This is a genomic window from uncultured Paracoccus sp. (assembly GCF_937873615.1).
Classification (GTDB): Bacteria; Pseudomonadota; Alphaproteobacteria; order Rhodobacterales; family Rhodobacteraceae; genus Paracoccus.
The window spans coordinates 13,485-32,824 of the sequence record NZ_CALMYP010000056.1 but is presented as its reverse complement, the minus strand read 5'-3'; the positions used below and the strand labels follow the sequence as shown (position 1 = coordinate 32,824).

Here is a 19,340-nt window from a genome sequence, read left to right as displayed (position 1 = left end):
AAACGTTTCGAAGGGCGGGTTTGACTGTTCAAAGCATTTCTCGCACTCGGTATCAATGTCCGCCTTGGGCCGATCGTGTAGGTCAAGCCTTCAACTGATGGCCAGGTCGCTCGCGGTCTTTCCCGCCTCCAAAGCCTCGACGAACCACTGCGGTTTGCGCCCACGGCCGGACCAGGTGAGCGCCGGGTTCTCAGGGTGCCGGTACTTCGCCGCTGCTGGCGCGCGCGAGGGTTTCGTCTCGGGCCCGACGAGTTCGGCCAGAGAGTAGCCCAGATCCCGTGCGAGAGCTTCCACCTTGGCGCGGGCTTCCGCCTTCTGCCGGTCCTCGAATGTGGAAATTGCCTTGGCGACGTCCTTCTGCATTTTCTTCAGCTCGCCGAGCGACAGTGCCTCGAGATCGTAATCAGCCATTGATGCGGTCCGTGTCCTGAATGTCCCTGTATCGATAGCCCGTCGCGGCAGGGTGCCGCAACTCCCGGAGGGCAAGGGCAGGGGTGGCAAAGGCTGGTGATCGCCGTTTTCGGCGCCAGTGAGGTGCTGGACTGGGGGTCAGGCTGCCCCGATGAGCAGGGTGACAGGGTCTGGCATGGGCTCCCCGCGCATCTCTGTCTTCTGGGCCATCCCTTCGACTGACAATCCCCTAATCCCGTTCGGGCTCCTGCGCGCAACCCCGCGTCAGTCCGGGCCGTGTTGCCCCTTCGGGGCTGCCCGCTCCACCCCGGTCCTCTGGGGGTTTCCGGCGTCCGTTCCGTCCACCGTGCACGCGTCACCCGACGGGCTTTTTCCGGGTCTTGTCGAAGGGACGGTCCCGAAGACAGGACACACAGGAGCTTACCATGCAGAACATCGTCATCCTCGCCGGCAACATCGGTCAGACCCCCGAAGTCCGCACCACCCAGGGCGGCACCAAGATCACCAACTTCAGCCTCGCCACCTCCCGCCCCCGCCTCTCGGAAGGTCGCGTCCTGCGCGACGAGAACGGCTACCGGGTCATGGACACCGAATGGCACCGCATCACCTGCTTCAACGGTCTCGGCAAGACCGTCGCGGAGCATTGCGAAAAGGGCATGAAGGTCCTCGTCCACGGCCGCATCCACTACACCAAGTGGATCGACAGCATGGGGAACGACCGCTACGGCTGCGAGATCATCGCCGAGAAGGTCGACTTCCTGAGCCGCCCGAAGTCGGCCGAGAACGACAACCCCGAGCTGGTCGACCGCGACGACGAGATCCCGTTCTGACGGCGGGCTCGCCCGGCGGGGAAACCCGCCGGGTTCGCTGAGCTGCTACAATGTAGCTTCGAGCCCACTTTGGCCGATGATGCAATCCAGCTATCTGCCGAGCAGTGCACGCATTAAGGGGTTCGTCATGGCAATGTCAGGCATGCTTTCCGGTCGGTACGGAATATTGAATCGGATTACGTCGTCGGACTCGCGCGACGCTTCGACACCAATGCTCTCAGCCATGTCCTCTAAGATATCGCCGATGGCCTCGAAGGCATCCAAATTCTTCCATCTCCCAAAATCGCTCCAAAGCGCCTCGTGCACTTCAAGCAAGCGTTCGTAGAACGGAGAAAACCACCCAAACTCAGCCTCATCGGTGAGAGCAGGCGGATGCGTTTCTGGGGTTTCCTGCGCCGCTGCAGCACCCACAAAGTAAGATGAATACTTCAGCAGATCGCCGAGCTTCCCATACACTTCCCCTACAATCTGCCCAACATCCCCATGGGTCCGATATGCTTTGATCAGCTCGTAGCATTGGCCCCTGGTATCGCCCAACACCTTGACCAAGGTTTCGAGGTAACCCTCTGCGGGGTCATATCCGATAGAGCCGGCGATGCGGCATACAGCATACTCATCCCACGTTGCCAGAATAACCTGCCAGCGCATGTTATCTAGAATATTGCTGTGTGTTTTCTGAAGAAGAAAACCTGGGAACGACTTGTCAAATGCTGCTGTCACCTCCACATGCGCGCATTCGTGTGCAATTAGATGAAGTGATTGCCAAAAGTATTCGGTTTCCTCCCCAGGTCCTTCTAGGATGCTAAGCGCGTAGTTCGCGTTAAGTACTAGATGCGTTTTGATCACACCTCCGCGAATTACCGTGGGCGCCATTGCAACACCGATGGCGACACCTTTGGTGGCAGTGAGTGTGTAGGTTGTCTCATATCCACGATCAAGATCAGCCAGTGCTTCGTCGTAGTCGAAGGCGACCGTCACGCCATCCAGATTGGTTAGGTCGATGGATTGACTGATGACGCTGAGAACGGAATGCAACTTGTACATCGCCTCTTTGGCGTAGTCCTCGTCTGGAAACATTCTGGCGGAAAACTGAAGATCGCTCGGAATCGTAACGCCTTGTGGCAGTTCGTCGGTCTTGCCCTCTTCATCCTGCAACTTGCTCACCCTTCACCCCTAAGTCTGAGATTCCCACGCACATCTAGATATGGACCCTTACTGCGCTGTCACAACCGAATCTGGGTAGGAAATTCGGCGATGGCGCAATCGCAGCGAGCGCCCGCTTCGTCCCGCATTGCCGACGCTCGTGCTTCTTTTGAAGAGTGAGAGAAAGGCTGGTTGCTTTCGCGACAGGTTAAAGGCTGGGAGAGTGGCTCCCGGCGCCTGTCACGGGAGATAGCCGATGGGCGTTGTGGAAGTTTTGGATCCGGTCACACCTACGCGGACGGGTGGCTGGAAAGTGGACGTGAGCCGGGGTGAGCGGAATGGGCGGGTGTCGTCCGAATGGTTCAACCGGCCGGATGACGAGCGGTATCTGTCGCTCGACGATCTCTGGGCCAATGTGAAGAGCCGCTCCGAACGCAGCCGTAGCCGGGTGGTGCAGACCGCCGACATCCGCGTCGAGGCCGCACGCGACAACCCCGAGCGGTTGCATCTGATGCTGCCGAAGGCACATGAACCGGTCGCACCCACGCATTGGGCTTTTGGCCAGTTGGCCAGCATCGTCGGCGCACCGGCCTCCTACCTTCGGCAGTTGCCCGCGCCACTGGCGGGCATCAACCTGCAATACGGTCTGACCAACCACCGCGCTGAGCAGGTGAAGACCTTCGAGACGGAAGATGGCCGCACCGAACTGCGCGCGGTGACTGGCCCCGAGTATGGCCGTATCCACGACCATGAACTGGTCGAGGCGGTACAGCGGATCGCGGGCAATGGTACCGGCGACACGCGTTGGAAGGTGCCGGGCGTGCTCGACTGGTCGACCGGGGTCTACAACCCCGATGTCGAGATCAGCCGCGACACGACCACGCTCTATGCCTCGGACCGCGATGTCTTCCTGTTCCTGGTCGATGATCACAACCCCATCGAGGCGGGTCGTATGCCCGACGGCTCCCCCGACCTCTACTTCCGGGGCTTCTACTGCTGGAATTCCGAGGTGGGCGCGAAGACCCTCGGCATGGCGAGCTTCTACCTGCGGGCCGTGTGTCAAAACAGGAATCTATGGGGCGTCGAGGATTTTCAGGAAATCCGGATCCGGCATTCGAAATATGCCGCCTCGCGCTTCGCCCATGAGGCCTCCCCGGCGCTGACGCGGTTTGCCAATTCCTCGCCGCAGGGCTTCGTGAACGGCATCAAGGCGGCGCGGCAACAGATCGTCGCGCGGACGGACGAGGACAGGGATGACTTCCTGCGCAAGCGCGGCTTCTCGAAGGCGGAGTCGGGCAAGATCATCGAGAAAGTGCTGATGGAAGAGGGCCGCCCGCCCGAGAGCATCTTCGACTTCGTGCAGGGCATCACGCGGCTTGCGCGCGACAAGACCCAGCAGGATGCCCGCCTCGACATGGAGGGGCGCGCCAAGAAGCTCCTCGACCGGGTCGGCTGACGCCGGACCCGACAACGCGACCGCCCTCGCGCGCGGCGGTCGCGCATTCCCTTTCCAAATGCAGGCCAGTGGCCCCGCCCCGAGAGGGCGGGGGGCTTTGGCCTGCGCATTTCAGCGAGACACCCATGACCCCCCAGGAAGAAACCATCGTCCTCGAAGCCCGCGACATCCTCGGCCGATACCTCAGCCAGAACCCGGTCATCGGCAGTTGGCAGGCGCTGATGGACTATTGCGCGCTGACCGTCCGCGGCCCCATCGAGCGGTTCCACGTGCTCTACCTCGACCGCAAGAACCGCATCATCTCCGATGAGCTTCTCTCGACCGGCACGGTTGACCATGTCCCGGTCTATCCGCGTGAGGTGATAAAGCGGGCGCTGATGCTGAACGCCAGCGCCCTGATCCTGATCCACAACCACCCGTCGGGTGATCCTGAGCCGTCGGATGCCGACATTGCCATGACGAAGGAGGTGCAGAAGGCATGCGCTGCGCTCGGCCTGGTCTTGCACGACCACATCATCACCGGCGCGGGCCGGGAGGTCAGCCTGCGCGGTCGGGGTGATCTCGAATGACCGCCCGTCGGCGTGCGGTCCGGGCGGGTCAGAGAGGGAAAGAAGGGCAGGGGGTTTTCGACGGGTTTGGACCGAGAGAGAGGCTCTCGGGACCCGTCGGGAGATCGGTCCGATGACCAATATGCAGAAAATCACCCTCGCGTCCTCGCGGGACATCCCGTTCAACAAGCTGGTGCTGAGCCAGTCCAACGTCCGACGTGTGAAGGCCGGGGTCTCGGTCGATGAACTGGCCGAGTCGATCGCCCGCCGCGGCCTGATCCAGAGCCTGCATGTCCGCCCTGTCTTGGGCGAGGATGGTGCGGATACCGGCACCTTTGAAGTTCCGGCGGGTGGCCGCCGTTACCGGGCGCTGGAACTGCTGGTCAAGCAGAAGCGCCTCGCCAAGACTGCGCCGGTGCCCTGCATCGTCAGCGCCGCCGATGACTCGGTGCTGATCGACGAGCTTTCGCTTGCGGAAAACATCGAGCGCGCGCCATTGCATCCACTCGACCAGTTCCGCGCCTTCCAGGCCATGCGCGAGAAGGGCATGACCGAGGAGGTCATCGCGGCGGCCTTCTTCGTCGATGTGAAGGTCGTGAAGCAGCGTCTGCGCCTGGTCTCGGTCGCACCGTCGCTTCTCGAGGCCTACGCCGAGGATGGCATGACCCTGGAACAGCTAATGGCCTTCACCGTTTCGGGCGATCATGCGCGGCAGGAGCAGGTCTGGGACGCGGTCCGGAACTCCTGGTCCAAGGAACCCTACCAGATCCGCCGGATGCTGACCGAGACCGCAGTGCGGGCCTCCGACAAGCGCGCCCGTTTCCTGGGGCTCGATGCCTATGAGGCGGCCGGTGGTTTCGTCCTGCGTGACCTCTTCCAGCAGGACGACGGTGGCTGGCTGCAGGATCCGGTATTGCTCGAACGGCTGGTGGGCGAGAAGCTGAAGCTTGAGGCCGAAGCCATCGCCGGCGAGGGATGGAAGTGGATCGAGGTCGCCGTTGGCTTCCCCTATGGACACAGGATGGGCCTTCGCGACCTTCTGGGCACCACGATCGATCTGACTGACGAGGAGCGGGCCACCCGCGAGGCGCTGCGCGACGAATACGACCGTCTGGAAGCGGAATATGGCGAGGCCGAGGAACTGCCCGACGAGGTCGACCATCGCCTTGGCGAGATCGAGCGCGGCCTCGATGCCTTCGACAGCCGCCCGATGGCCTTCGACCCGGATCAGGTCGGCAGGGCAGGGGCCTTCGTCAGCATCGACAGTGACGGCAGTCTGCTCGTCGAGCGCGGGTTCGTGCGGCCCGAGGACGAGGTGCGGGCGGCCCCCGAAGGCCAGCACGGCGGCCCCTCTTCCCTTCAAGGGGATGATGCCGACGATGCCGACAGCGATCACCGCCCCGCGCATGTCACCCAGATCAGCGTCACTGGTGAGCCGCGAGTGACCGAGGAGGATGAGGAGGAAGGCGACGGCATCAAGCCCTTGCCCGAGCGGCTTGTCATCGAACTGACCGCGCACCGCACCCTGGCCCTGCGCGACGCGGTGGCGAACAATCCGCGCATCGCGATGACGGCGCTTCTGCACAAGCTGGTGCTGGATTGCTTCGGCAGCCGCAGTTCCGGTGCAGCCGTCGAAGCGTCGGTGCGCGACATTCACCTGCCGGTGCAGGCCGCTGACCTGGCCGACAGCTATCCTGCCCAGAACATCGACGCCCGGCACGCTGGCTGGCGCGCGGACATGCCCCTGGGGCAGGGGGATGACGTGATCTGGGACTGGCTGCATGCACTGGATGAAGCCAGCCGTCAGTCGCTCCTCGCCCATTGCCTCAGCTTCGGGGTGACCGCGCTTTACGAGCGTCCGAACCCCTACAGCGGCATGGGGCTAAGCCAGCAAGGCCTCGACCGCCGCCTGCGCGAGGCTGACCGCCTTGCGCGGACCACCCGGCTCGACATGGTCGAAGCAGGCTGGAGGCCGACCGTCGCCAACTACCTCGGCCGCGTCACCAAGAGCCGGATCCTGGAGGCGGTGCGCGAAGGCGTGGGCGAGGGTGCGGCACAGCTGATCGACCATCTGAAGAAGGGCGACATGGCGCGGGAGGCCGAACGGCTCCTGGATGGCTCCGGTTGGCTGCCCGAACCGCTGCGGATGGATGATCCGGATGCGGAGGGTGCAGCCGTGACGGAAGGTACCAGCGATGACCTGCCTGCTTTCCTGACGGCGGACGACGATCCGCAGGCCGATGAGGAAGACGAGCGGCAAGACCTGATCGCCGCGGAATGACCCAGGACGGGGTGGCTTCGGCCACCCCGTTTTTCCATGTGGCCTGATCGAGGCTCCCTTTGCGCGCCTGGGGAACAGTTCAGCCCCGTTTTTCGACAGGCCTTTGCTTCTTGCGATTACTGTGCGGCGTTGATGGGGCATGGAGCCTGGCAAGGACCACGCCATCGGAACGTCACCGGGTTGGCAGTTGGGATCTGTCGCAATGAACCTGTCGCGGCATCTGGTCGGGTTTCGCCTTTGAGCTTGCCACTACGCCGGCAGACCAAGACCCAGTGGAGCGGCGAACTTACGACATGGTGCAACATCACCAGACCACTGACCCCAGATCGACCCAAATCTGCCTTCGCTCTGGCTGGCTGGAGTGCAGTATCCGGGTAGACGGGCGCTCATCGGAACCCGTCAGTATCCACCAAACTCTTCTGCCCGGGTGTTTTCGACCGAAACCCCCGCTTCCCTCAGCAGGCGTTCCATCGCAGCGACCATTGCGGGAGGACCGGCGATGTAGAATATCGGCCTGGCGATGTCGCCTGCATGTCGCTCGATCATGTCTCGGGTGATGAAGCCTTGCTCGCCTTGCCAGTCGGGAGCCTCGGTCATCGTCGCAACCAGCCGGAACCGGGGATTTTGCTGCGCAAGCTGCTCCAGCTCGGACAGAAAAGCGGCATCGTCGGCGCTGCGATTGCTGTAGAACAAGGTAAGGTCGCGGGAGAGGCCCCGTGCCGCCGCATCGACGATCATGCTGCGGAACGGGGTGATGCCGATACCCCCGGCGAGGAACACCGCCGGTCGCGTGTCGCCGTCTAGCGTCAGATCGCCATAGGGGCCTTCGATGTCGACGGGCGATCCGGCCGGCAGGCCCGCAAGGCAGCGTTTGAAGGCGGTGCCGATCATGCGGGTGGCAATGACCAGATCCGGCTCCTGTGGTGCGCTGGCGATGGAGAAGGTGCGGATACTGCCCTTGTTGTCGGTTTCCTTCTGGCCGGGCAGGGTCACATAGACAGCCTGACCCGCCCTGAAGGTGAAGCCTTCAGGTTTTTGCAGGCGAAAGGCGAAGGTGTCGCGCGCAACCTCTTCCTTGCCTGCAAGTGTCGTCGTGTGGCTTGCCGCCAGGCGCAGGAAGTTCCCGCGCTTCCATCGGGTCAGCTTCATCCCGTCACGCATCCCGAGGCCGAGAAGCGCGATGTTGGTGGCCCCGGCAAGCAGCTCGATGCCCTGCACGACATAGAAGGTCGTATCGAAGTCACCGGCCCGCGCTTTCGAGGCGAGGAACAGCGCCGCAGGGATCAGGATCAGCAGCCCGTTGGCGGCGATGAAGGGCATCCGTTTCAGCTTGGCGCCCACCAGCCCCGCGCGCTGGCCGTGCGACAGGAAAAAGCCCGAGCCGCCCGTCGCGGCCAGAGCCGGGACCAGAAGCAGGAAGCCCCAGGGGATGGTGGTCTTCACGGCCACCACCGCCGCTTCGGACAGGAACAGTTCGGAAATCGCTGTCGAAAGCCAGAAGGTCGCGATCGTCAGGAGGGCGATCATACCGGCGAGCGGGTGGATGATCCTTGGCATGGTGGTTCCTTTCACTGGCTGATGGCCCACAGGCCGCAGAAACCCAGGCCATCCGCAGTGTCGATGCCAGGCTGGCGTTCGACAGGAAGCGTCTCGTCCAGAGGCCTCACAAGGGACATGGATGGCTTATCGTTCACTTTGACTCTATGATGTCATTTCGTAGCAATGGCGACATATCGAATTGACATCATCATGTCAACTGGGTCATAAGGTGACACATGAACGACACAGCACGCAGCCCTGAAGGCGACGCCCTGACCGAACTGATCCTCACCATGTTCCGGGTGAACAACCTGACGCTGACATGGGGCGACCGGATCGTCGGGCCGCTTGGGCTGACCAGCGCCCGGTGGCAGATTCTCGGCGCCATCGCCCTGGCCGACCGTTCGCAGCCCGTGGCATGGCTTGCCCGTGATCTGGGCGCGAACCGCCAGAACGTCCAGCGCATCGTCAACGATCTGGCAAAAGAGGGCCTGGTCGAGTTCCAGCCTAATCCACACCATCGCCGGGCGCATCTTGTCGTGCTGACCGGGAAAGGCCGGCAGACCTACGACGCAGCGGTTGGCTCCTATTACCCGCGCGCCAACATGCTGGCAGAGGGGCTTTCGGTTGAAGACATGAAAACCGCGCACCGCGTCTTGCTGGCGCTTCAGCAAAAACTCGAAGGAGTGAACGACGCTGACAAGCACGGCTGATCCGCTATGGAGCTATCGTCGCTACGATCCATTGGCTTACCTGGAACGCTGTGGAATTGGCGTGCGATGAAGCCGGCTCATCGTTCGTTATGATAGGCAAAACCGAACTCTACCGACCCGGGTTTTCGACGGGTCTTTGCAGAGCGATCAGAGGCGCGGCGGCCGGGCAGGGGGACTAGAGGAGATCCACGCCGTCGGATCATCACCGGTTCGGGCGGGTGCATCCCGACGCAGTATCTCGGATCGACCAGCCATTGGCCCAGTCACGGCACCCGTTCGATCTCGTCAGTGTTCTTGCCATCGAGTTTGCGGGCCAAGACCCAGTGCAGCGGGTAGTGTCCTGAGGTGGCAGGGCAGGGGGATGCGCATGCTGACTGAGGCTTGCCGTGGGTTCCAAATCGCCTGAGGTGTCTGTCCTGTCTTTCCTGACAGGCCTTCAGGGTCGCCTTGATCTCCTCTCCCCCTCTGTCCCAGCCCGCGTCCAAACGGCCTCTGGTGATGGGCTGATCTGCCCGAAGGACGTCTTCGCCTCGACCGCTTTGGCGCAACAGCGTCGTCACAACTTTCTTCCCCTGCCGGACCCCCACCCCATGCGACAGGTCGCATGGGGGCCCCGAGGGTTGGCACCGTCATTCCTCGCGAGGCAAGAAAATTCCTCCTGTGCTGTCCAGCCCCCTTGGAGGGGGTGCGCCATCGGTCGCCTCCGGGCTCTTCGATCGCCATCGAGGCCGCAAGGACGCGGGCCCGAAACAGAGAGAAAACGGAGAAAGATCATGGCGACCATCGGCACCTTCAAGAAGACCGGCACCGAATACACCGGCGAAATCTTCACCCTCAGCCTGCAGGCCAAGGGTGTGCGCCTCGTCCCCGACCTGCGCGCTTCGGGCGAGAACGCGCCCTCGCACCGGGTCCTGGTCGGTCGCGCCGAGATCGGCGCCGCCTGGACGAAGAAATCGAACGAGGGCCGCGAATACCTGGGCCTGAAGCTCGACGATCCGAGCTTTGCCGCCCCGATCTACGCCAACCTCTTCGATGACGAAGACGGCGAGGGCGCGAGCCTCATCTGGTCCCGCCCCAACACCCGCCGCGGCGACTGATCGCCAAAGCAGAAGGCCCCGGTCAAATGACCGGGGCCGAAGCTCTGATGCATTTCTCTTCAGAAGTATGCCAAATATGGCAAACTTCGTGATTTAGAGTGCCGTATCCGGCAGTAAATCTGATCCTATAGCGCCAAAGCCTTCTCCATCTCACGATGTTCGAAGGCTGGCGCAAGATGACCAAGATCGCGATCCGTTACCCCGTGATGTCGCATGATCGCTTGCCATGACGCATGGATTTTGCGTGCCATTTTGCCTGCCATTTCACGCGCTTCGGGTCCGGCGAGACTGAAGAATTCCGCGGCCTCAATCGCCATCTCGATGGACGCCTCGAAGGGCTCGCCCTCGATGATTGCCGTCTTCAGCAGTCGATGACGCTCCGGCTGCGGGTTCACGTCGAAGAGCTGCGACAGGCTCCATTGACCATCCCCGGCATAGACAAAGCCGTGGTTCTTCAAGTGGTCGTCGGTGTTTGTCACCAGAACGGTGAAGACGATCCGCATCCAGAGCTCGGCCAGATCGGCGCGGGGATCGTCGCTGTGTTGCTGGATGAACCCGGCAAGTTCGGTATAGGCGCCTTGTTCGGCCCCATGCCGCTGCAGGGCCGTCCGGGCCGACATGTAGGGAATGCGCGCCGGTCCCTCGCGGTCGAACCGCCGGATCAGCGCAATCGGGCTGTCGGTCGTCTCCAGCATCAGGCGCGCCTGCGGAGCGTTCAGACCGACCTCCCGTGCCATCTGGAGCGTTGCCACTTCGATGCGCTCGACCGGGCTGGCATCGGTCGCGGAGGAGAATTTCGCGATCCAGAGCTGGCCATCATCCAGGACATTGGCCTTCGGCCTGGCCCCGCCGATGGAACCCCCGGCCCCGGCCATCTGGCGCAGCGCAGCATTGGACACTTCGCCGCGCCGCTCGATGGTGGCCGCGATGCTGCGCAATTCTTCAAGGTCGATCAGACGGGGGACCGGAGCGCTGTCGCCCGTGATGACCCGCCCCTGTGCATCGCAGAACCGCAAGGCGCCCTGGCGGGTGGCGTCATCCGTCAGGGTCAGCATGTCGAATTCGGACAGACCCGCGCCGTGCAGACGCTCCATCAACATGCGGCCCCAGGCGTCGGGGGCGGCATCCTGAAACACGCCGGGCAGGCTTTCCCGCTGATCGCCGCTTCGCCCTGACGATGCAAAGAACGGCGCAAGGCCGAGGGGCAAATCGGGGGCAAGGGCAAATCCAGGGTCGCCATCAACCCAGTTTGGGCTGTAGCTGAATTCGGAATGCTGGCGACCGCGCTCATAGGAGAAGCGCAGTTTGCCGACATGCAGCAGACTCTGGCCAAGGTGGACCTCGGCCTCTTGTTTGCCAGGAGCTGTGCGCGACCTGCGGACGGTAGGTTGGTCTGAATCCGCCATCAGAAGGAGATCCCTTTGCGCTCGGACTTCGGCACCGCTTCAACGGGTTCACGCTCCGCAGGCATCGTCGCCTTTCCGGCCTTGAAACTGCGCCCGCGCTTCGGCACAGCGTCGAGTGCGCGCGACATGCCGACAGGGTCATTTTCCGGGGCCATGATCTCCGCAAGGCTTTCAGGGCTGCCCAAGGCCGCCAGAACCGCAGCCAAATTGCCTATCCCGACGCCCGGATCGCCTTTTTCCAATCGGATCAGCGTGCGCTCGGACACATCGGCCCGGGTAGCAAGTTCGGCAATCGAAAACCGGCGCGAGAGGCGCGCCTGACGAAGGTTCTGACCGAGGTCAGTGAGGGAGCGATTGGCTCTCAGATTTGACATAGATGTCTCACGCGGCAATCTAATAAAGATATAATGCCATATATGGCGTATAATGTCACCTGCCAAGGCCACGCAACATCTGGCCCCGCCGGAAGGCAAGCGGTGCCGAAGGGTTCGGCGCTTCGACCTGATGCCAGGGATTTCCAGGTGGCGGGCAGGCCCGCCCGTAGTCATCTGGTGCAGCGTTCCGTTTTTCCTTTTCCGGCCTGAACCGCGCCGATCTTCCGCGACCCGCGTGGCGGCAAGGCTGGCGAGCGGTGGGCATCCTCGGACGGGGCCGGGGCTCCTCGCAGGGTCAAAGCCCCATCCCCCGCTTCCATTCGCTGTCCTTGGTCTGATCCGTCTCTTCGACACTCAACCCCGATTTCCCATCAGGCTGGGGGGGTCGGCTACGCGAGCGTGCCGCCCTCGCGGATTCGGCCCCGAATAGAAAGGACTGGGCCGAACGCACGAGGGTGATTGCAGATCCGGTCAGACACTTCGGGCGCCTGTTGCGCGGGGGATGGTCCTCCGCCCCCAAAGACAGGAGCCGACCCCATGTCCAAGAAGGATGCCACCGCTTACGCCGCCAGCCTCGCCGCCACGCTGATGGTCGCGATCGTCGTGTTTCAGGCCGGGGACGGCACCCACGGGGCGATGCCGTCCGATGAATACGATGGCGACGAGGCGCTCGTCGCGCTGGAAATCGATCCCTGGCAATGAGGCGCGCAAGCGCCTCACCCCCTTTCGGGGGCAGCGGTGCCGAACCGAAGGGTCCGGCAAGGGAGAGGTCGAGAAGGGAGCGGGCAGGGGGAGCCCGCCGGGGAAAGAGAGAGCGGCGGCGGGCTTATCCCTCTTCCACCCTCTCCCGGAGATCCAGACATGACCATCCACCTTCCCGGCCGCGCTGCGGCCCCGGTCGAGATCGCGCCCGATCTGGCGCGGTTCATGGCCGAACAGGCCGAGCGTAGCGCCTTGGAGATGACGCTTCGCGCGCAGAACAAGGAAGTGCTCTTCGACGGGCTGCGCCTTGCCGGCATCGCCCATGTCCTCGTCAGTTTCGATGGCTCGGGCGACAGCGGCCAGATCGAAAGCATCGATGCCCGCAATGATGCCGATCATCACGTCAGCCTTCCGGCCGCACAGATCATTTTCGCCGGGATCGACTGGCAGACGAGGACGCCCATCGAGCACCGCCTGACGCTGGAGGCAGCCGTCGAAGACCTGGTCTACGACCTTCTCTCCGACACCCACGGCGGCTGGGAAAACAACGACGGCGCCTATGGCGAATTCTGCATCGACGCCCGCGCCCGGTCGATCCATCTCGAGTTCAACGAGCGGTTCACGTCGTCCGAACTCTTCACCCATGATTTCTGAGGGGGCGGCGATGGCACATCCGTATCACCACGCCTTGTCCTCGGTGAAGAAATGGGGCGGCTCGGTCGAGGACTATCTCGCCCTTCACGAGTTCTTCGACGCCTCGAAACTCATTCTGGCGGAGTTTCGGCACCGGGCGCTGCGCCACCATGCCTTATCCTGACTCTATCGATGCGTCTTATTCCTGTGCACGGTTCGGGTTATGCCGAGCCTTGGGATTGAGAGATGAGCCAGCCCCGGCCCGCTCTCCATCAAAAGGGCCGTAGGGACGGGGCTGGCGGCGTTTCGGTTTGAGCGCGACTGGAGTCGCGGGCGTCGTTTGCTGGACGCGAACGCCTTTGGAGGATGGATGACGCAGCTTTATTTCACCGACGGATCGGCGCTGCGCGCGCCCGTTTCGGTCGAAGGCGTTCCGGTCGATCTTTCCGTTTCCTTGACCGAGGCCGCTGGCAGGATCGGCCTGATGGATGGCATGCCGTTCTTTCTGGATCGGGACGGAAGCTACTTGCATGAAGTGAACCGGTTCTTTCGCGCCTGTCCGACCATGGGGGTGCGTTCGCGGCACAGTTTGCGCGCCTACGCCCATGACATCTTCGTCTGGATTCGGTTTCTGGAAGAACGGCGTGGTGGCAAGCAGCTTTGGCGTGCCGATTACAACGATGTCATCGCGTTTCACCATGCACGGCGTTTGTCGGATGCACCGTTCCGGATTTCGGCATCCAGCTGGAACAGGGCGATCGCGGCGCTTGACAAACTGTATCGGTGGGCGCTCGAAGAGGGCCTGATCGCATCCTCGCCGTTTCGATACGACCAGTTCTTTCGTCATGGTCATGGGCGGGGAGCGCCCAAGGTCGTCGAGGGTAACAGGGCCCGGGAACGTGCCGCACGTCGGCATGACATGCAATTCGTCGATATCGGCCGCTACCTCGCGTTCCGGGATATCGGCCTGAGAGGAAGATTGCCGGACGGGTCCGAGGACCCAGCCTGGCGCGGCCGCAATGGCGAGCGGAATGCCGTCTTCGCGGAACTGCTCGTAACAACGGGGATGCGCCTCGGTGAGGCTGGTAGCCTAATCATCGACGAACTGCCTCGGTTGACTTCGGACAGCCCGCGGATACTTCTTTTCGATCTTCCGGGCGCGATCACCAAGGGCGAACGCCCGCGCCGCATCCGGTTGCCGCGCCGTGTGCTCAAGCTGATCGGGGATTATTGCGATATCGAGCGCCACGTTGCCGCCGCCAAGGCGCCGCCTCCTCCGGTCGTCCCCTTCGTATTGTCATCTGATGGCTGCAACGCCATCAATGGCAGCGGTCGGCGCGTCGCGCTGACCAGGCTCCGTCCGCAAGACCGCCAACGGTTACTGCGATCGCCTGATGGGATGCCTGAACACGCATCGCTTTGGCTCACTGAGCGTGGTCAACCCGTGTCGTCCGGAACCTGGGAGGTTGCTTTTCGCAGGGCAAGCCAGCGATGCCAGATCTTCGGTCTCGATGTTACTGTCACGCCCCACATGCTGAGGCACACCTTTGCGGTCAACATGCTGTCGATGCTGATCCGTGAACAGGTTGGCGCAATCTTTAACCCGACCGACGCGCACGGCGCCGCCTATCGCCAGATGCTCGGCGATCCGCTCCGCCATCTCCAACACCTCCTTGGCCACACGAACATCACCAGCACCTACATCTATCTCGACAGCCTTGCCGAGGCGCAGGAACTCGTCGACGCAGCAGCGGACCGCTGGACTGCCGAACTCATGGCGGATGACCGATGACCGGCAGATTCGGCGTCGCTCATCCCCGCCCGGGACGGAGGGCGAGCTTTCCCGAACACCTTCCCGATCCCGGCCCCGCCGCGGCCAGTGCCATCGCCGCGGGCCGTTTCGAGATTACCCTGGCCGGACGGACCGCGACGATGGACCTGACGCGTTTGCCGGGTCGGGCTTCGCTTGCGCGTTCCTTCACGCAAGCACTCTGGCAGGCGTGTCAGGTCGGTGGCCCCGCCGGCACCGTCCGCACCGCCATGTCATTGGCCGAAGCCATCCATCGGTTCTGGCGCTATCTCGATGCGACAGACTCATCCGTACAGGCGCTTGCCGAGATTGATGTCGCTACCATCGAAGGCTTCGACGCCTGGATGGATGAGCGCGGGCAGCATCCCAACCATCGCCGCCACCAGATGGGAGATGTAGTGATGCTGCTGCGGTTGGCGGATGCGGGCGAACCAGGCCGCCTTTCCGAAGAGGCTTCCCGCCGATTATTCTATGTCAGTACACGCCCGGGTGTTCCACCGCACCCGCGCGATGCCTACAGCGACAGTGTCCGGGTGGCCTTGAAGGCGGCCGCACGTGCCGATGTTGCAGCGATCGTGCAGCGATTCCGTCCGGCGCTTAAACAGGAGTGCGAGACACGCATCGACCGGCTGGAGATGGACGCCTTCGCGGAGATCGACCGTGTCGGTTTCATTACCGTCAAGAACGACCTTTTTCGTCAACTCTACGGGGCACGGAACTATGCAGGGATTTCGAATGAGGGGCTGAGCGACTGGATGCATGGCACGCGGCATCTGCTCCTCGGCGATCTGATTGCTCTGTTCGTTCTGCTGTCGCTGGAGACCGGTCTCGAGATCGAGGCGATCAAGACCCTGCGTGCCGACTGCCTCAAGAACCCGTCCAGCGGCTATGTCGAGATCGAGTATTGCAAGCGCCGCGCCCGTCATGCCGAGTGGAAGCGGCTGCGGGTTCGGGACGGAGGGTCAGGCACCCCGGGCGGCCTCCTGCGCCTCGCAATTCAGTGGACCGCGACGGCGCGCGGTCATCTCAAGAGCGAACAGCTTTTCACGTATTACTGCCGCGGCCGCCTGACCGATGTCGTTCTGCCGATGCAATCCGCTAGAAAGGTCTGGGTCAAACGCCACGGGTTGCAGGATGATGATGGTAAGCCGTTGAAGCTCTGCCTCCCGCGTTTGCGCAAGACCCACAAGGCTGCGTGGTATCGCAAGACTGGCGGTCAGCTGCGCCGGTTTGCCGTTGGACATACAGTCGAGGTTGCCGCGAACCACTATGGGGACATTCCCGCCTTGCGGCCGATCCACGAAGCTACCATCGCCGAGGCGTTGATGGACGCTGTCGAAGACGCGTTGCAGCCTACCGTGTTGACCCCGGAGGCCGAGGCCAACGTCTTGGCAGCTCCGTCTTCGGCTCAGCCCGGTTTTCCGCAGGGTTTGGCGACCGATGTTCCGGCATTGCCGGCCGGCGAACAGGATGTGTGGCTGGCAAGCTGTTCCGGCTTCTACAGCAGCCCGTTCGCCTCCTCGGGCGAGGCCTGCCCGGTGCCGTTCTGGGGCTGCATCGAATGCCGCAACGGTGTCATCACCACCCGCAAGCTTCCCGCGCTGATGGCGTTTCTGGATTTCGTTGTGGACCAGCGGAAGGTGCTGACCGAGGTCGACTGGCGGGCCAAGTTCGGGCGGGTCCACCACAGGATATCTGCGCAGATATTACCGCAATTCTCCGAACCCGATCTCGCCGCCGCGCGTGCCCTCGCAGCCAGTCAGTCGGCACAGATCTACCTTCCCCCGGAGGCGGGTCTCGCATGAGCGCAAATCCGGCCATCACGACCGCAAGGCCATCGCTGCCATCGGCAATCCATGCCGACGACGTCGACATTCTCGCAGGCAGACCGCTCAGACCGGGATCGGAGCACTCGATGCTGTCTCGCTTCGGCGAAGATGTCTGGGATCTCAGTCCGGCAATGTTTCGCGCCAACGCGCGTCCGGCCGCGTTTCGTGTGGATTTCGGGGCCATTGCAGACCCCGCGCTTCGACGGCTCGCCAAGGAGTATATGCTTGCCCGCCTTCAGGCGCCGTTGCGCAGCTACCGGGGCCCTTGCGGCCCCTCGACCGCCAAGGGCACATTGCTGTTCCTGCGCCATTTCGGAGAGTTCCTGCACGATCGTATCGGTTCCGTCGAATTGGCGCGCGTCGACCAGCAAGTGCTGGACGCGTATCTGGCGCATCTGGGGGGAGACGGCGCACGTTCATCGCAACAGATCCGCCTCTATGTCGATGTCCCCATCGACCTCCATCATTTCGGGCCATGGGTGACCGGGGGTGGCATTCCCTTCCTGCCCTGGGGCGGGCGCACGGCAAGTAATGTCAGCGGTCGGAGCCGGACGAGCTCGGAGAACACCACGCCGCGGATCCCCGAGCCGGTCATCGGCGCGTTGCTCCACTGGTCGATGCGATACGTCGATGTCTTCGCCCCGGATATCCTCGCGGCGCGCGAAGAGCTGGATCGCCTTGAAGCCCGTGCTGCCCAGATCATTGCCGAGGATGCGCGCCGAACCCGCCACGAACGGTTTCGCTACCGTCTTCGTACCTGGCTCGAGGCCCGCCGGGCGGAAGGGAGGGGCGTGCCAATCTGGGAGCGCCGTCCAAACACCACCCGCGGTGTCCCCGATGTTAAGGAAGGCAACGCGTATAATTTCAGGCTGATGTGCCTTCAGATCGGCTGTCCTCAAACGGGGAACCTCAGTAGTTCCACCGCGACCGTGAGGATGCTGGACCAGATGGCGGGTGAGATGGGAACCGAGGTCGGCGGCATGGATACCCCGATCACCCTCGATCCCGATACCGGCCTGCCTTGGCGGGAGCGTTTCGACACGGACAGCCTGCCACATGAAGAGCAGATGCTGCAGGCGGCCTGCTACATCGTCTGTGCCTACCTGACGGGCATGCGCGACAGCGAGTTGCAGGACATGGAGCCGGGCTGCGTTTCGGTTGAACGCAGTGCTGACAACCTGATCGAGCGCTATCGGGTACGCAGCTACGTCTATAAGCACCGCGAGGCGGCGGGTGTTTCCGCCGACTGGATCACCATCGCTCCGGTCGCCCGTGCCGTCGAGGCCATGGAAGCCCTGTCGCGTCGAGCGCGCGGCGACCGCGATCTTCGATCTCTCTGGGTCTCGCTGAAGCCATGGGACTGGACTGCGGACTACCTGGCCGCGCAGGCGTCGCCGATCATCAAGATGTTTCGAGACGGTCTGGATGCAAAGGTCGTAAACCCGCCCGCAATTCCACATGTCGATGGGCGCGCTTGGCATTTCAGCACCCGGCAGTTCCGGCGCACCATCGCATGGTACATCGCGAACCGCCCCTTCGGCGTGATCGCTGGCAAGATCCAGTACAAGCACGCCTCCGTGGCGATGTTCGAGGGCTATGCCGGTGCGCCGCATGGCGATTTTCGCCGGGCAGTCGAGCAGGAACGGGCCCTTGGCCAATTGGACGATGTCGTCGCCTATTATGAGGCCTACTTGCAGGGTGACGAGCCCGGCGGACCGGCATCGTCCCGCCTCAAGCAGGAGTTCGACCACGTCCGGGACACCCTCGGTGATCTGCCCGGGCGCATCCTCGATCAGAAGCGCCTGCGAACGATGCTGGCGCATCTTGGAAAGACGCTGCATGTCGGATTTCTGAACGATTGCTTCTTCGATCCCGCCAGCGCCCTCTGCCTGCGGTCCGACGACAGGCCGGCGGCTCCGGTGATTTCGCGCTGCAGCCCGGACCGCTGCCCCAATTCTTGTCTGACCTCGCGCCACGTTGCGCCCTGGCGGGCTTCGATCGAGGACGGCGAGCGCCTCCTGCAGGGTAACACCCTGTCAGCGGTTCAGAAGGTCGCAATCGCGCAGGACAATGATCGAAAACGCCGGCTGATCGCTCATCTGGAGGACCCAAAGGTATGACACGGCCCGTCAGTCAGAAGACCGAAGACGCCTTGCGCGCCGCCATGATGCGACTGCTCGAAGGAACCTCCGTCCATACCGACGGGTGCCTCACCGTCGCCAATCTCGCACGCGAGGCCGGTGTCAGCCGCGCAACGGCCAACCGGGCCACCGCCGTTCTCGCGGAATTTCGTGCGGCGGAAGCGCGGTTCCGGTCGGGATCTGTCGCGGGCTTGAAGGAGCGTATCCGCGAACTCGAAGCCGACCTCCGGGCCGCACGCAGTGGCGAGATGGCCGAGCTGCGCGCGACCATCAAAACACTGGCGCAACAAATTCAGATCCTCGCGCTTGAGGGTGAAGAACAACGCCGCCTGCTCGCGGTTCTTGAAGAGCAGATCGCGCGGGCTGACCCGAAAGTCCTGCCATTCAGGCCACCGTCCGGAGCTGGCACCTGAGCTCGCGATCAGGG

Annotated in this window: 18 protein-coding genes; 13 read left to right on the top strand and 5 right to left on the bottom strand. The window is 63.1% G+C overall.

Translation table 11 applies throughout. The annotated features are described in order from the left end of the window. Positions 1 to 90: 90 nt before the first annotated feature. Positions 91 to 411, bottom strand: coding sequence for an H-NS histone family protein (locus Q0330_RS13070; RefSeq protein ID WP_250045560.1), 321 nt, complete (start codon positions 409 to 411; stop codon positions 91 to 93). Between the two features lie 425 nt (positions 412 to 836). On the opposite strand from Q0330_RS13070, the gene Q0330_RS13065 reads away from it, so the two are divergent. Continuing rightward, positions 837 to 1,241, top strand: a complete 405-nt coding sequence (locus Q0330_RS13065) for a single-stranded DNA-binding protein (protein ID WP_299479958.1) — start codon at positions 837 to 839, stop codon at positions 1,239 to 1,241. A gap of 90 nt (positions 1,242 to 1,331) precedes the next feature. On the opposite strand, the gene Q0330_RS13060 is transcribed toward Q0330_RS13065, so the two are convergent. Beyond that, the gene (locus Q0330_RS13060) at positions 1,332 to 2,405 is read right to left on the bottom strand and encodes a hypothetical protein (RefSeq protein WP_299479955.1); all 1,074 of its coding nucleotides are present in this window, start codon (positions 2,403 to 2,405) and stop codon (positions 1,332 to 1,334) included. A 235-nt stretch (positions 2,406 to 2,640) separates the two neighbouring features. On the opposite strand from Q0330_RS13060, the gene Q0330_RS13055 reads away from it, so the two are divergent. The 3 genes from Q0330_RS13055 to Q0330_RS13045 all read left to right on the top strand — a co-directional run bounded on the left by Q0330_RS13055 (position 2,641) and on the right by Q0330_RS13045 (position 6,669). After that, positions 2,641 to 3,840 (top strand): DUF932 domain-containing protein, encoded by a 1,200-nt coding sequence (locus Q0330_RS13055; RefSeq protein WP_299479953.1) that lies wholly within the window; start codon positions 2,641 to 2,643, stop codon positions 3,838 to 3,840. 125 nt (positions 3,841 to 3,965) lie between these two features. After that, on the top strand, positions 3,966 to 4,409 hold the full coding sequence (gene radC / locus Q0330_RS13050) for a DNA repair protein RadC (RefSeq protein WP_299479950.1): 444 nt from the start codon (positions 3,966 to 3,968) through the stop codon (positions 4,407 to 4,409). Between the two features lie 112 nt (positions 4,410 to 4,521). Beyond that, positions 4,522 to 6,669, top strand: coding sequence for a ParB/RepB/Spo0J family partition protein (locus Q0330_RS13045; protein ID WP_299479947.1), 2,148 nt, complete (start codon positions 4,522 to 4,524; stop codon positions 6,667 to 6,669). Between the two features lie 399 nt (positions 6,670 to 7,068). On the opposite strand, the gene Q0330_RS13040 is transcribed toward Q0330_RS13045, so the two are convergent. Next, entirely contained in the window at positions 7,069 to 8,226 is a 1,158-nt protein-coding gene (locus tag Q0330_RS13040) for an FAD-dependent oxidoreductase (RefSeq protein WP_299479944.1), read from the bottom strand. A gap of 218 nt (positions 8,227 to 8,444) precedes the next feature. On the opposite strand from Q0330_RS13040, the gene Q0330_RS13035 reads away from it, so the two are divergent. Next, positions 8,445 to 8,921 (top strand): MarR family winged helix-turn-helix transcriptional regulator, encoded by a 477-nt coding sequence (locus tag Q0330_RS13035; RefSeq protein WP_299479941.1) that lies wholly within the window; start codon positions 8,445 to 8,447, stop codon positions 8,919 to 8,921. 773 nt (positions 8,922 to 9,694) lie between these two features. Continuing rightward, positions 9,695 to 10,018, top strand: coding sequence for a DUF736 domain-containing protein (locus tag Q0330_RS13030; RefSeq protein WP_299479892.1), 324 nt, complete (start codon positions 9,695 to 9,697; stop codon positions 10,016 to 10,018). Positions 10,019 to 10,143: 125 nt separating this feature from the next. Here the strand turns inward: Q0330_RS13030 and Q0330_RS13025 are convergent, their stop codons facing one another. Then, complete coding sequence (locus Q0330_RS13025) at positions 10,144 to 11,424, bottom strand: HipA domain-containing protein (RefSeq protein WP_299479938.1); 1,281 nt, start codon at positions 11,422 to 11,424, stop codon at positions 10,144 to 10,146. Continuing rightward, on the bottom strand, positions 11,424 to 11,798 hold the full coding sequence (locus Q0330_RS13020; protein WP_299480044.1) for a helix-turn-helix transcriptional regulator: 375 nt from the start codon (positions 11,796 to 11,798) through the stop codon (positions 11,424 to 11,426). The genes Q0330_RS13025 and Q0330_RS13020 overlap by 1 nt, the downstream gene beginning before the upstream one ends. A gap of 537 nt (positions 11,799 to 12,335) precedes the next feature. On the opposite strand from Q0330_RS13020, the gene Q0330_RS13015 reads away from it, so the two are divergent. The 7 genes from Q0330_RS13015 to Q0330_RS12985 all read left to right on the top strand — a co-directional run bounded on the left by Q0330_RS13015 (position 12,336) and on the right by Q0330_RS12985 (position 19,326). Further along, the gene (locus tag Q0330_RS13015; RefSeq protein WP_299479935.1) at positions 12,336 to 12,500 is read left to right on the top strand and encodes a hypothetical protein; all 165 of its coding nucleotides are present in this window, start codon (positions 12,336 to 12,338) and stop codon (positions 12,498 to 12,500) included. A 225-nt stretch (positions 12,501 to 12,725) separates the two neighbouring features. After that, positions 12,726 to 13,154 carry a DUF6878 family protein gene (locus tag Q0330_RS13010; protein WP_299480041.1) on the top strand — a complete coding sequence of 143 codons (429 nt, stop codon included), beginning with the start codon at positions 12,726 to 12,728 and terminating at the stop codon, positions 13,152 to 13,154. Positions 13,155 to 13,164: 10 nt separating this feature from the next. Beyond that, on the top strand, positions 13,165 to 13,317 hold the full coding sequence (locus Q0330_RS13005; protein WP_299480047.1) for a hypothetical protein: 153 nt from the start codon (positions 13,165 to 13,167) through the stop codon (positions 13,315 to 13,317). 186 nt (positions 13,318 to 13,503) lie between these two features. Continuing rightward, entirely contained in the window at positions 13,504 to 14,925 is a 1,422-nt protein-coding gene (locus Q0330_RS13000; RefSeq protein WP_039983874.1) for a tyrosine-type recombinase/integrase, read from the top strand. Beyond that, positions 14,922 to 16,748 (top strand): hypothetical protein, encoded by a 1,827-nt coding sequence (locus tag Q0330_RS12995; RefSeq protein WP_299479926.1) that lies wholly within the window; start codon positions 14,922 to 14,924, stop codon positions 16,746 to 16,748. The genes Q0330_RS13000 and Q0330_RS12995 overlap by 4 nt, the downstream gene beginning before the upstream one ends. Next, positions 16,745 to 18,892, top strand: a complete 2,148-nt coding sequence (locus tag Q0330_RS12990; protein ID WP_245890327.1) for a hypothetical protein — start codon at positions 16,745 to 16,747, stop codon at positions 18,890 to 18,892. Before Q0330_RS12995 ends, Q0330_RS12990 begins: the two co-directional genes overlap by 4 nt. Then, positions 18,889 to 19,326 (top strand): hypothetical protein, encoded by a 438-nt coding sequence (locus Q0330_RS12985; RefSeq protein WP_009179456.1) that lies wholly within the window; start codon positions 18,889 to 18,891, stop codon positions 19,324 to 19,326. The genes Q0330_RS12990 and Q0330_RS12985 overlap by 4 nt, the downstream gene beginning before the upstream one ends. Positions 19,327 to 19,340 lie beyond the last annotated feature (14 nt).

Coding starts and splice junctions, on each gene's coding strand:
- Q0330_RS13070 (WP_250045560.1), bottom strand. CDS start 411: ATGGCTGATTACGATCTCGAGGCACTGTCGCTCGGCGAGCTGAAGAAA.
- Q0330_RS13065 (WP_299479958.1), top strand. CDS start 837: ATGCAGAACATCGTCATCCTCGCCGGCAACATCGGTCAGACCCCCGAA.
- Q0330_RS13055 (WP_299479953.1), top strand. CDS start 2,641: ATGGGCGTTGTGGAAGTTTTGGATCCGGTCACACCTACGCGGACGGGT.
- radC (WP_299479950.1), top strand. CDS start 3,966: ATGACCCCCCAGGAAGAAACCATCGTCCTCGAAGCCCGCGACATCCTC.
- Q0330_RS13045 (WP_299479947.1), top strand. CDS start 4,522: ATGACCAATATGCAGAAAATCACCCTCGCGTCCTCGCGGGACATCCCG.
- Q0330_RS13040 (WP_299479944.1), bottom strand. CDS start 8,226: ATGCCAAGGATCATCCACCCGCTCGCCGGTATGATCGCCCTCCTGACG.
- Q0330_RS13035 (WP_299479941.1), top strand. CDS start 8,445: ATGAACGACACAGCACGCAGCCCTGAAGGCGACGCCCTGACCGAACTG.
- Q0330_RS13030 (WP_299479892.1), top strand. CDS start 9,695: ATGGCGACCATCGGCACCTTCAAGAAGACCGGCACCGAATACACCGGC.
- Q0330_RS13025 (WP_299479938.1), bottom strand. CDS start 11,424: ATGGCGGATTCAGACCAACCTACCGTCCGCAGGTCGCGCACAGCTCCT.
- Q0330_RS13020 (WP_299480044.1), bottom strand. CDS start 11,798: ATGTCAAATCTGAGAGCCAATCGCTCCCTCACTGACCTCGGTCAGAAC.
- Q0330_RS13015 (WP_299479935.1), top strand. CDS start 12,336: ATGTCCAAGAAGGATGCCACCGCTTACGCCGCCAGCCTCGCCGCCACG.
- Q0330_RS13010 (WP_299480041.1), top strand. CDS start 12,726: ATGGCCGAACAGGCCGAGCGTAGCGCCTTGGAGATGACGCTTCGCGCG.
- Q0330_RS13005 (WP_299480047.1), top strand. CDS start 13,165: ATGGCACATCCGTATCACCACGCCTTGTCCTCGGTGAAGAAATGGGGC.
- Q0330_RS13000 (WP_039983874.1), top strand. CDS start 13,504: ATGACGCAGCTTTATTTCACCGACGGATCGGCGCTGCGCGCGCCCGTT.
- Q0330_RS12995 (WP_299479926.1), top strand. CDS start 14,922: ATGACCGGCAGATTCGGCGTCGCTCATCCCCGCCCGGGACGGAGGGCG.
- Q0330_RS12990 (WP_245890327.1), top strand. CDS start 16,745: ATGAGCGCAAATCCGGCCATCACGACCGCAAGGCCATCGCTGCCATCG.
- Q0330_RS12985 (WP_009179456.1), top strand. CDS start 18,889: ATGACACGGCCCGTCAGTCAGAAGACCGAAGACGCCTTGCGCGCCGCC.